General features: G+C 34.5%; 13 protein-coding genes. All 13 read left to right on the top strand.

The genetic code is table 11. From position 1 onward, the window contains the following. Positions 1–2: 2 nt before the first annotated feature. Positions 3–1109: an ABC transporter ATP-binding protein gene (locus JHK64_RS00350; RefSeq protein ID WP_199567010.1), complete on the top strand. Its 1107-nt coding sequence runs from the start codon at positions 3–5 to the stop codon at positions 1107–1109. Between the two features lie 149 nt (positions 1110–1258). Then, on the top strand, positions 1259–2935 hold the full coding sequence (alsS, locus tag JHK64_RS00345; protein WP_199567009.1) for an acetolactate synthase AlsS: 1677 nt from the start codon (positions 1259–1261) through the stop codon (positions 2933–2935). Positions 2936–2947: 12 nt separating this feature from the next. Then, complete coding sequence (budA, locus tag JHK64_RS00340; RefSeq protein WP_199567008.1) at positions 2948–3664, top strand: acetolactate decarboxylase; 717 nt, start codon at positions 2948–2950, stop codon at positions 3662–3664. A 222-nt stretch (positions 3665–3886) separates the two neighbouring features. Continuing rightward, positions 3887–5290 (top strand): glycoside hydrolase family 1 protein, encoded by a 1404-nt coding sequence (locus tag JHK64_RS00335; protein ID WP_199567007.1) that lies wholly within the window; start codon positions 3887–3889, stop codon positions 5288–5290. A 15-nt stretch (positions 5291–5305) separates the two neighbouring features. Continuing rightward, complete coding sequence (locus tag JHK64_RS00330) at positions 5306–6400, top strand: DUF871 domain-containing protein (RefSeq protein WP_199567006.1); 1095 nt, start codon at positions 5306–5308, stop codon at positions 6398–6400. A gap of 110 nt (positions 6401–6510) precedes the next feature. Next, positions 6511–8505 (top strand): BglG family transcription antiterminator, encoded by a 1995-nt coding sequence (locus tag JHK64_RS00325; protein WP_199567005.1) that lies wholly within the window; start codon positions 6511–6513, stop codon positions 8503–8505. 11 nt (positions 8506–8516) lie between these two features. Beyond that, the gene (locus JHK64_RS00320; RefSeq protein ID WP_199567004.1) at positions 8517–8831 is read left to right on the top strand and encodes a PTS sugar transporter subunit IIB; all 315 of its coding nucleotides are present in this window, start codon (positions 8517–8519) and stop codon (positions 8829–8831) included. After that, a complete protein-coding gene (locus JHK64_RS00315) occupies positions 8831–9154 on the top strand; it encodes a PTS sugar transporter subunit IIA (protein ID WP_199567003.1) in 324 nt (107 codons plus the stop codon). Before JHK64_RS00320 ends, JHK64_RS00315 begins: the two co-directional genes overlap by 1 nt. Before the next feature lie 9 nt (positions 9155–9163). Further along, positions 9164–9625, top strand: coding sequence for a DUF3284 domain-containing protein (locus JHK64_RS00310; RefSeq protein ID WP_199567002.1), 462 nt, complete (start codon positions 9164–9166; stop codon positions 9623–9625). 44 nt (positions 9626–9669) lie between these two features. Further along, a complete protein-coding gene (locus tag JHK64_RS00305; RefSeq protein ID WP_199567001.1) occupies positions 9670–11043 on the top strand; it encodes a PTS sugar transporter subunit IIC in 1374 nt (457 codons plus the stop codon). Position 11044: 1 nt separating this feature from the next. Continuing rightward, positions 11045–11194 carry a hypothetical protein gene (locus tag JHK64_RS00300; RefSeq protein ID WP_199567000.1) on the top strand — a complete coding sequence of 50 codons (150 nt, stop codon included), beginning with the start codon at positions 11045–11047 and terminating at the stop codon, positions 11192–11194. 148 nt (positions 11195–11342) lie between these two features. Then, positions 11343–12044 carry a DUF6287 domain-containing protein gene (locus JHK64_RS00295; RefSeq protein WP_199566999.1) on the top strand — a complete coding sequence of 234 codons (702 nt, stop codon included), beginning with the start codon at positions 11343–11345 and terminating at the stop codon, positions 12042–12044. 95 nt (positions 12045–12139) lie between these two features. Further along, complete coding sequence (locus JHK64_RS00290) at positions 12140–12562, top strand: hypothetical protein (protein ID WP_199566998.1); 423 nt, start codon at positions 12140–12142, stop codon at positions 12560–12562. The last annotated feature ends 71 nt before the right edge of the window (positions 12563–12633 follow it).

Below are 12633 nucleotides of genomic sequence, written 5' to 3'. Positions count from 1 at the left end.
ATATGGCCACATTAAAACTTGAGACGATTGAAAAAAAATATGATAATGGTTTTGAAGCTGTTAAAAATTTTAATTTGGATGTATTAGATAAAGAATTTATTGCTCTTGTTGGTCCGTCAGGTTGCGGGAAATCAACAACACTTCGAATGATTGCAGGATTAGAAGATATTACAGATGGTAATTTCTATATCGATGGTGAATTGATGAACAATGTTGCCGCAAAAAATCGTGATATCGCAATGGTATTTCAATCTTATGCCTTATACCCTCACATGACTGTCTATGATAATATGGCTTTTGCCTTAAAAATGCAAAAAATGCCAAAAGACAAGATTGAAAAAAAGGTTGAAGAAACCGCTAATATTTTAGGGTTAACTGAATTGTTAGATAGAAAGCCAAAGGCACTATCTGGAGGTCAAAGACAAAGAGTGGCTCTTGGAAGAGCAATTGTCAGATCACCTAAAGTATTTTTAATGGATGAACCTCTATCTAACTTGGATGCAAAATTACGTTCTAATATGAGAGCAGAGATTATTCGTATCCACAAACAAATGAATGCAACAACCATATATGTAACACACGATCAAACAGAAGCGATGACGATGGCAGATCGTATTGTTGTCATGAATAAAGGTGTGGTTCAACAAATTGGATCACCAAAAGAAATTTATGAAAATCCTAAAAATTTATTTGTTGCGGGTTTTATTGGATCACCTACAATGAATTTTATAAAGGGTTTTATAAGAGATTCATTTTTCATTACTGAAGATGATATACAATTGAAATTACCAGTCGGAATTCTCAATGTCTTAAAAGAAAAAGATTACTATGATAAAACAGTTATTCTAGGAATTCGTCCAGAAAACATTTCTAATGATCCAATGATTTTAAGCACCTATCCAGAAGCTTCATTTGAAGCCAATATTAAAATTGCAGAACTTTTGGGTGCTGAATATATTCTTCATAGTAGTATTGGACAAGAAAATATTAAGGCAATTGTTCATAGTAGACAGGATGTTAAGGCTGAACAGGCAATAAAACTTGCTTTTGATATGAATAGATCACATTTTTTTGATATTGAAACCGAAGAAAATATTTTATTTAAATAGCTTAAAAAAGATGCTGGCTGATTACAAGCCAACTTCTTTTTTTATGCATCAAAAGTATTCTTGTTAAGAATACGGTTTCAAGGTTAAAAAAATAAAGTATGACTTCCATCTATGTTATAATATTCTCATATCAGAAAAGAGGTGTTTTTATGGTTGAATCAACCAAGCAATATGGGGCAGACTTAGTTGTAGATAGCCTCATAAATCATAAAGTAAACTATGTTTTTGGTATTCCAGGAGCAAAAATTGATAAGGTTTTTGATACCTTAGAAGACAAAGGCCCACAGTTAATTGTGTCACGTCATGAGCAAAATGCTGCCTTTATGGCACAAGCAATTGGTCGTATAACAGGTGAACCTGGTGTTGTTATAGCTACAAGTGGACCTGGTATTTCTAACTTGGCAACGGGACTTGTGACAGCAACTGCTGAGGGCGATCCCGTTTTAGCGATAGGTGGTCAAGTTAAAAGAGCTGATTTATTAAAACGTGCCCATCAATCAATGGATAATGTGGCCATGCTTAGTCCAATTACTAAATATTCTGCCGAAATTCATGATGGTAACACGATTTCTGAAACCATCGCAAATGCTTATCGACGTGCTAAATCTGGAAAACCAGGTGCTAGTTTTATTTCTATCCCTCAAGATGTTAATGATAGAGAAGTTTCTGTTAAGGCTATTAAACCATTAACCGATCCTAAACTTGGGACAGCATCTGTTAATGATATTAATTATTTAGCACAAGCCATCAAAAATTCTGTTTTACCAGTATTACTTTTAGGGAATGGGGCATCACATGAAAAAGTAACACAGTCTATTCGTCAGTTATTAGAATTTGTTAAATTACCTGTGGTTGAGACTTTCCAAGGCGCTGGTATTGTTTCTAGAGAACTGGAAGAAGAAAGCTTTTTTGGTCGCGTTGGTTTATTTAGAAATCAACCGGGTGATATGCTTTTGAAAAAAGCAGACTTAGTTATTGCTATTGGTTATGATCCTATTGAATATGAAGCAAGAAACTGGAATGCAGAAATTTCAGCACGCACAATTGTTATTGATGTCGTTCCAGCTGAAATTGATACTTACTTTCAACCAGAACGCGAATTAATTGGAGATATTGCAGATACAATTGATCTTCTTTTACCTGCAGTTAAAGGTTATGAACTACCTGAAGGTTCAATAGAATACCTGCAAAATCTCAAGAAAAATATGTCTGGCGACGTTAAATTTGATCGTCACAGTCAAAAAGGTCTTGTTCATCCTCTTGACGTTATTGACAGTTTACAAAATCAAGTCACTGATGATATGACTGTGACGGTTGATGTGGGAAGTCACTATATTTGGATGGCTCGCTACTTTAAATCTTATGAAGCACGTCACCTGCTCTTTTCAAATGGGATGCAAACACTTGGTGTTGCGTTACCATGGGCTATTTCAGCTGCTCTTGTAAGACCAAATACAACGATTATTTCTGTCTCTGGTGATGGTGGTTTTTTATTCTCAGCTCAAGAACTAGAGGTTGCCTCACGCCTTCATTTACCAATTGTTCATATTATTTGGAATGATGGTAAGTATAATATGGTTGAATTCCAAGAAGAAATGAAATATGGTCGTTCTTCAGGTGTTCAATTAGGTGAAGTTGATTTTGTAAAATATGCTGAAAGTTTTGGGGCTAAGGGTTACCGAGTTGATAGCAAAGAAAGTTTTGATGCCACCTTGAAAAAAGCGATTAATGAAGCAAAATCAGGCCCTGTTTTAATTGATATTCCAATTGATTACAAAGATAATATTAAATTGGGAGAAACTATTCTACCAGATGAGTTCTATTAATGGGAGGTAAAGATGGTAAAAACAACTTTATTTCAACATAATACCTTAGCATCCTTAATGGCTGGTTTATATGAAGGAACAATGCCACTGAAAGAGTTATTAACACATGGCAATTTTGGCGTTGGTACAGTTGATAGTATTGATGGGGAGTTGATTGTTCTTGACGGTAAAGCCTATCAAGCAACTGGCACTAATAATGAAGTTAAAGTTAATCTGGTGAAAGATCACGTTTTAGTTCCTTATGCGGCAGTTGTTAATCATACTAAAACTAAGTCATGGACAGAAGATACAACTATTGATTCAGAAAATCTTAAAAAAACCATCGAGGCAAAACTTGACAGCCAAAATCTTTTTTTCTCAGTCAAAGTTAAGGGTGTTTTTTCTAAGATGCATGTGCGAATGATTCCAAAATCAAAGACGGGTGAACGATTTGCAGAGATTGCTAAACATCAACCTGAATTTACTGAAGAGAACATCTCAGGAACGCTAGTTGGTATTTGGACGCCAGAACTCTTTCACGGCGTTAGTGTTGCAGGTTTTCATCTTCACTTTCTGTCAGATGATGTTAGTTTTGGTGGTCATGTCATGGATTTTGTGATGGAAAAAGGTGCTATCGAAATTGGTATTATTAATCAACTAGAACAGCATTTTCCAGTCACTAATCAGACATTTTTAGAAAAAACCTTTGATGTGCATACCCTTAGAAATGATATAGAAGCTTCAGAATAATTAATTTTTGAATATAAAATCCTATTAAGATAATAGGATTTTTTTGTTGTTCATATTGGTAAGACAGTAAAAATAGCTAAAAAGTAATAGGAATAATTTCCACTGTGATAAGGAAATAGTTAGTCCTTGAAAGGGTTTACATTAGTTGTTTTATTTTTTATAATGCGATTAGAGAGATAGTCAATCATACGTTAATTATGATTAAAAAGAGAGGAAAATAAAATGACTGAAACTACTAAAAAAGAATATGTTTTTCCAGAAGGTTTTCTATGGGGAAGTTCTACTTCTGGTCCTCAAAGTGAGGGGAGTGTAGCTGGTGATGGTAAGGGGATGAATAACTGGGATTACTGGTATAGTATTGCACCAGAAAAATTCCACAATGGCATTGGACCAGAAAAAACATCCACTTTTTACACCAACTACAAAACTGATATCGACTTATTACAAAAAACAGGTCATAGTGTTTTTCGACCATCGATTCAGTGGTCAAGATTGTTTCCAAAGGGCACTGGAGATGTTAATCCTGAAGCCATCCTATTTTACCGAGATGTTTTTCAACGGATTATAGACGCTGGCGTTAAACCTATCGTTAATCTATATCATTTTGATTTACCTTATGCTTTGCAAGAAAAAGGTGGCTGGGAAAATAAGGAAACTGTCTGGGCTTATGAAGCGTATGCTAGAACTTGTTTTGAGGCCTTTGGCGATCTTGTAGACACTTGGATTACCTTCAATGAACCGATTGTTCCTGTTGAGTGTGGTTATCTTGGAGAACTCCACTATCCTTGTAAAGTAGATGCCAAAGCAGCCGTTCAAGTAGCTTATAACACACAATTAGCAAGTGCTTTAGCGGTAAAAGCTTGTCATGAGTTGAATCCTTCTCACAAAATTAGTATTGTCTTAAATTTGACACCAGCCTACCCAAGAAGTCAGTCAAAAGAAGATGTTGCTGCCGCTCGCATAGCTGGTTTATTCCAAACTAAGAGCTTTCTTGACCCATCTGTACTTGGTGTTTACCCACAAGAACTGGTTGATATCATTAAAAAACATGACTTAACTCCTGCCTATTCTAGTGAAGAGTTAGCCATTATCAAAGAAAATACCGTAGATTTTTTAGGAGTCAATTATTATCAGCCTCTACGTGTTAAAGCACCTGAAAAAACACCGGATCCAAGAGAACCTTTTATGCCTAGTTACTATTTTGAGCACTATGATATGCCTGGTAAGAAAATCAATCCACATCGTGGTTGGGAAATTTATGAGCAAGGTCTTTATGACATTGCAATGAACATCAAAGAAGACTATGGCAACATTGAATGGCTAGTTACTGAAAATGGTATGGGAGTAGAAGGAGAAGAAAAATTTAAAGTCGATGGTATCATTCAAGATGACTATCGTATTGAGTTTATCAAAGACCACCTCATCGAACTTCATCGTGCCATTTCAGATGGTGCCAACTGTAAAGGTTATATGCTTTGGACTTTTATTGATTGTTGGTCATGGTTAAACGCCTATAAAAATCGTTATGGATTAGTTGAACTCAATTTAGAAACACAAGAAAGAATTATTAAAAAGTCAGGATACTGGTTTAAAGAATTGAGTCTAACCAACCGTTTTACCAGATAAAAAAGAAGGTGTCTTATGCCACAACTAGGTTTTTCACTTTACCCAGACACACACACGCCTGAAGAAATATATGATTATATTGATTTGCTTCATCGCTATGGCGCAAAGAGACTTTTTATGAGCTGGCTACAAAACACTGACAAGCAGGAAGAGACATTTAAAAACTATCAAAAGATTATTCACTACGCTAATGAGAGAGGAATAAGTGTTGTCTTAGATATCAGTCCTACTGTTATTAAAAACAGTGGTTGGCAAAACCAATTGCTTGCGATTGCTTATCAACTTGGGCTTTCTGGTTTACGTCTAGATGAAGCACTCCCTCTAGAGGAAATTGTGACACTCACTCATAACCCTTACGATATTAAGATTGAACTAAATATGAGTACTGATAAGAGGTTATTGACAGCATTATTAGATAAAAATGCTAAGTCTTCTAATCTCATTGCTTGTCACAATTTCTATCCTCATGAATTTACGGGCTTGTCTTTAGATTATTTTATAGAAATGTCACAGTTTTATAAGTCACATGGAATAAAGACAGCAGCTTTTGTTTCTGCCCAATCGGCTAATGAGGGTCCTTGGCCCTTGTCAGAAGGTCTTCCAACCTTGGAGAAAGATCGTCATTTACCCATACGTTCTCAGATAAAATTTATGAAAGCCACAGGGTTGATTGATGATATTATTATCGCTAATCAATTTATCTCTGAAAAAGAATTAGAAACGTGTGTTGAGATTTTTAAAGAGAATTGTATTAGTTTAGATGTTAAATCAATCGTTTCTTTAACACCTATTGAAAAAGAAATCATCCAATTTCCTCATCACTATCGTGGGGATAGGTCAGATTATGTGATTCGCTCTACCCAACCTCGACTTGTTTTTGCAGAAGAATCTATCCCTAAACGACAGGATAATAAGGACGTTAGACGAGGAAGTATTATCATTGATAATGATCTTTATACACGTTATAAAGGTGAGTTACAAATAGCATTAACTTCATTTAAGATAAGTGAAAAGGCAAATCTTGTGGCTCAAATCATACCAGAAGATGTTGTATTATTATCTTATTTAGATCCTTGGCAAGATTTTCGTCTAAATTTACTGTCTGATTAAGGAAAATTTCTTTATCGATAAGGAAAAAACCAGATCCCTTTCTTAGGAGAAATTTGATAAAATAGAATTATAAGAAACCGCTTTCTTTATCGAGATTAAGGGAGAAGTAGATGTTATCAAAAAAAGAAATCGCCCTCATGAGCGTTTTATTAAAACAAAAAAATTCCTATGTCTCAAGTAAAGCATTGGCAGAGGAAATCAAAGCAAGTGATCGGACGGCTAGAAAATATTTAAAACAGTTGGCCCAAGCTGTTAAGGATCAAGGAGCCACTATTCATTCAAAACAAGGACAGGGTTATCTTTTAACCATTGAGCGCCCCATTGAGTTTGAAGTGTTTTGGCAGGAAGTCTTAGCATCGAAAAAAAAGATGACAGACATTAGGCAAGTGGAAGAAGCTGGTGATAGACAGCACTATGTTCTTAATAAATTATTTTTTGAAGAGCCACGACAATCTTTTGAACAACTCACAAGTGATTTGTTTATCAGTAAGACAACTCTTTCAAGTGTTCTAAACGATATTAAAAAACGACTTAAGCCTTATGCTTTAACATTAAAAACAAGTCAAAAAGGCATCTGGGTTAAGGGGAGAGAAGAAGATATTCGTCATTTTATCATGGATTATTTTTTTCTTGATAGTTTTGATGAGTCCATGTTTGCAGTTGTGGGTGATACCATCCTTGATAAAATCAATTTTGCAGAGCTAACTATTTTTGTTCTAGATGAATGTCGTGATGCTAAACTCAGGCTATCAGATTTTGTCATTCATAATTTGGTGTTACATATTGCACTAATGATAAAACGTATTCGCTCTGGCTACCCTCTAGATGTGTTTCCTATTTCTAAAAACATTGAATTATCACTTGAATATAAAGTTGCAAGGAGAATTTTAGCTAGAATAGAAAATGCATTATCTATTAGTTTTCCAAAAGAAGAAGCCAACTACATCGCTCTTCACCTGACAGTGAAACATTCAACAACCAATCTATCTGAGAAGAGTGTTTCAAAAAATCAACTGGAACAACATCTCAAAGAAAAGCTAAATGATATTGCAAAAGCAACGCAAATGCCCTTAGACCAGGATACAAATCTTATTAATGGCCTTTTGGCCCATTTTAATCCCTTACTAATTCGAATGGAAAATAACATTCATTTAGCCAACCCTCTTCTTGAAGAAGTGATCGAACACTATCCTGATATTTTTGCTCTGACTAAAGAAATCTTTAGAACGATGCCTGAACTCATTCATTATGAGATTGGCGATGATGAATGGGCTTATATTGCTCTTCATATCATGGCTGCAATTGAAAGATATGCTAATCGTCATAAAATGAAGGTGCTAGTCGTCTGTGCTACAGGTTATGGCAGTGCCATGATGTTAAAAAATCGTTTGGAAAAAGAATTTGCTGGCAGTCTCAAGATAGCAGATGTGGTTAGCTATTATGAGGTTAGCGAAGAAAGGCTAGAAAATATTGATTTGGTCATCTCATCAATTAGTTTAGATCATTTGTTATTTTTAACACCAATTATTCATGTTAGTGTGCTTTTAAATCAGGAAGATGTAGAAGCCATTCGTCAATTTATTGGTGAGCAATCTCATTATAAACAAGAAAAGTCGTTAAAATCTCTTTCTGAATTTAAAAAGGATAAACAAATAGCAACAGCTGTTTTTTCAAAAGATAAGATCATTTATTTTGATGAAGAAACCACGAAAACAAAAGCTCTAAAACAACTGATTGAACAATTGAATGAAGCAGTAGAACCGCAGTTTATTCATCAATTTTTAGATCAAATCACTCTAAGAGAAAGTTACAGTCCGCTAGTTTTTGGAGAGAGTTTAGCTTTTCCTCATCCGGCTGTACCAATGACTTATTCTGAACAGATTGTTGTTGGGATTTTTAAACATCCTATAGTTTGGGATGACAAACATAATGCCATCAGATTTATCTTTTTATTATCGCCATCAAAAGGTAGAAATCACTATTTAAAATTTGTTTCACCAAGTCTAGTAGCTTTTGTCGACAACAAAGAGCTACAAACAAAGCTTTTAGAAACACCAACTTATGAAAATTTAATTAATATATTTGCCCAATTGATTGAGGGTTAAAGGAGGAAAAAATGAAAAATATTATGTTAGTTTGTAATGCCGGTATGTCAACAAGCATGCTGGTTACAAAAATGTCTTCTGCTGCAAAAGAAAAAGGAATTGATGCAGATATTTGGGCTGTGCCAGTTTCTGAAGTTGATAATGAAGTGGGTGGAAAAGCTATTGATGCCATCTTAGTTGGTCCACAAGTGAAATTCATGCTTAATGAATACAAAGAGAAATTTGAACCAGACATCAAAGTAGCTGATATCAATATGGTTGATTATGGGACTATGAATGGTGAAAATGTTCTAAACTTTGCTTTAGAGATGATGGGAGAAGACTAATGGCAGAACCAGCAAATCTAGAAGCAGTCATGGGGCTTATCATGCATGGTGGTGATGCCAAAGGGAAAGCCGTTGAAGCCATTCGAGAAGCTAAGGTTGGCCATTTTACTGAAGCACATGACTTAATCAAACAGGCAAATGAAGCATTAAACATTGCTCACAAATCACAAACAGAACTTTTAACTCAAGAAGCATCTGGTGATACGGTTGAATTATCTTTGTTATTAATCCATGGTCAAGATCATTTGATGACAGCTTTAACGTTTATTGATATGGCTAAAGAAGTCATCGCACTTTATGAAAAAATAGATAGTTCTCACTAAGGAGATGATATGATTGTAACAAAACAAGGAGAGGTTCCACAAAAAGCATTATTTGAAGCTATCGTGGCATCTTTAAAAAAAGATTACTATGAAAGCACTAAAAGGGTACTAGAAGATAGCGATATTAAAACTGGCTTGACTTATATCAAATCTTTTGGTGCTAAAAATCAACATCAGGTTCGTATCACGCTAGAGTATTTTGATGCACCAAATGTTTACGGTGTTACCTTTAGTTCAAATCGTGGCAAACAACATATTTCATATCTTTTAGAAGAAAAAGCACCTCAAACAACCTTGATTACTTATCAGCAAGAAAATGAGATTACAGATGTTTTTCAAAAAGCCAATCAATTTCTGATGGAAAAAATCCTGAAAAAAAGTCTAGAAAGGCAAATTGATGCCCAACTGACTGGTATGATTAAATATGTTAAAGAAAATAATCAAGAGATAGAAAATGAATTGACTTTATGATAAGCACAAAAATATATTAAAAATAAAAAAGAGGAGATTTTGAAATGTCAAATTTATCGACTAAATTTATGGAGATTTCAGGAAAAATCGGATCGCAAAGACATCTAGTAGCTGTCCGTGATTCCTTTGTAGCAATGATGCCAATCACTATGGCTGGTGCTGTTGCGGTATTATTAAATGTTTTTTTACGAGACATTCCAACAAGTATGGGAATGACTGGCTTTGTTGAAGCCATGCAACCTGTGATTAATATTAATGGCTATGTTTATTTCGGAACGATTGGTATCATGGCACTTGTCTTTTCATTTGCTTTAGGACATAACTTGGCTGTTATGAACAAAGTAAATCCTTTAGCAGGTGGGCTAATTTCAATTGCAGCATTTATTGCTACACTTCCTCAATCATTAACCATTACAACTGCTTTAGAAGGGGCAGACTCATCTGTCGTTAATTCCTTAAAAGATTTGGGACTAACAATTGTTTCATCAGATGGTGTTTCTTCACTTGAAGTGAGTGAATGGGGAGCTATTGCTTTAAAATACGCAGGAGCAACAGGTTTATTTACGGCCTTAATCACAGGTTTCATTGCCTCATTTGTTTATGCTGCTTTAACCAAACGTAATATCACTATCAAGTTACCTGATAGTGTACCACCAGCAGTAAACAAAGCTTTTGTTGCCATTATTCCTGGTGCAGCAGCTATTTATGCGACTTCAATTATTGCCTACTTAACCTTTGTATTATCAGGTTTAGCAATGAGTGATCTTATTTCTGAGTACATTCAAAGACCTTTAATGGGACTTTCACAAGGACTAGGTTCAGTTATTCTTTTAAGTTTCTTAGTGCAATTATTCTGGTTCTTTGGACTTCATGGTCACAACGTTCTTGGCCCAATTTTAGATGGTATTTATATCCCAGCACTAAATGAAAATACTGCCGTTTATGAAGCAACGCATAGTGTGGCTAACCTCCCATGGACTTGGACACGTGGTTCATTTGATGCCTTTGCACAAATGGGTGGCTCTGGTGTGACGTTAGCCCTTATCATTGCTATTTTTATCTTCTCAAAACGTGAAGAACATAAAGCCGTTGCTAAATTAGCAGCACCAATGGGATTATTTAATATCAACGAACCTATTACTTTTGGTATTCCAATGGTTCTTAACCCAATCTTTGCTATTCCTTGGTTGATTATTCCACCAATCTGTGTTACTATTGCCTACCTAGCAACCGCCTCTGGTTTAATTCCACCAGTATTTCTAGCGGTTCCTTGGATTACTCCTCCAGGATTATACGCTTATCTAGCAACAGGAGGTAATATAATGGCTGCCTTAGTATCGCTCTTTAACCTATTTGTTGCCTTTCTGATTTGGACACCATTTGTCATTTCTGCCAATAAAGTCAAAGCAGGCGAGTAAAATGACACAAAAAAATGGTTCACTATTTTTAATGGCCATTGGATTCTTTCTTATTGCCATTAGCCCAACAATGGGTAATAAATACCTTAATATCCTATCAGGTCTTAGTCTAGTCTTACTTGGATTTTATCTGATGAAGAAAAAGAAATAAGAAAAATCACCGATAAGGTGATTTTTTTGATGGAACAAACTTTTAACAATAAAATATTACAAAATATTACAGAAATATTACATAATTATTTGAATTAGATGACAAAGAGGTGTATAATAATGATAGAAAAAAGATTAGGAGATTTATCATGAAAAAATCAGGTATTATTTTTGGTGCAATCTTAGGTTCAATCATTTTAGTCGTTTTGACTATCTTTTTGTTAACACCCTCTAAAACAAATAAACAAGAGGCAAAAAAAATGACTGATAACACCGTTCAGACAACTAAACAAAAGGATAAAGCATCAAAAGTGACAACAAAAGAGTCTAAGGCTACTAATAAAGAAATGAATTTAGACACTGAACAAAATCCTGTGACAACAAAAGAAGAAGCAAAAGCAGAAGGCCCAACTAATACAGATAAGAGTCTTTCTACCATTAACTTAGAGGCTATTTCGAATGGTGATTTTTCAAGTATTGCTGGAACATGGGAAAATTATAGTGGCCAAGGTATTATCTTTGATAACAAGGGTGTAGTGGCAATCATATATTATAATGATGACGGTAAGAAAATTGTTAATGATACTTACGACATTCAAATTTCTAGAATAGAAAATAATATATTAAAAGCTGGTATTTATTCAAGAGAGTCACTGATAGGAGGGGCTAGTTTAGCCATTGTTCCTACTGGCACAAAGACATCTGGTGAAAAACTTATTTATGAACAGGATGCTATTCTCATTGGTCAAAGTAGTAAGGCTGAGTATGAACCTTATTACAAAGTCTCTGATGATACCACAGCTCCTGAATCAGTGGTGACGACTGAAGAGTTTGATCAAGAAGATGAATAAAAAAGTTAAAGAAGTTTATTCCCTCATTATTAGACTCTTTCTGAAAGTATTTTGATATAATACGATTAAAGAAGTCAGGTGATAGGAGAAAAGAAATGGCAATTTTGTTGCTTAGAAAAAAAGAAGATGTCAGATCAGAAGCGCCCTTAGATGTGATTATTAATGGTCAGTCTGTAGAGGAATTCAAAGAATATCATCGCAAACAATTTTATGAGTTACCTGCAAAAGAGGTAACACTACAAGTTAGAGATTTTAAAACAGGTTTAAAAAGTTCTATCATTACGGTTTTTGACGGGGAAACCATTAAAATAAAAGAAAGTTTTTATTTAAAATATAATTGGCTATTCATGCTACTGATGTTTTTGATGCTATATTATCCATTTGTTAGTGTTGCCTATTCCTTAAGTTTTCCTATTAGGTTATTTTTTGGTCTGATATTAATAGCTATTACCTTTATCATTGATTATTTTGTAAAGAAATATTCTCATTATAGTTTTGAAAAAATAGAAAACCAATAACATAGTAATTGTTTTTAAAATCACAATCAAAACCAATCATTTATTTTTGTTAATAAAAAGTTACAAAATAT

The sequence above is a fragment of the Streptococcus zalophi genome (assembly GCF_016481285.1).
Taxonomy (GTDB): domain Bacteria; phylum Bacillota; class Bacilli; order Lactobacillales; family Streptococcaceae; genus Streptococcus; species Streptococcus zalophi.
The sequence above is the reverse complement of the archived record's forward strand: the minus strand, read 5'-3'. Positions and strand labels throughout refer to the sequence as shown.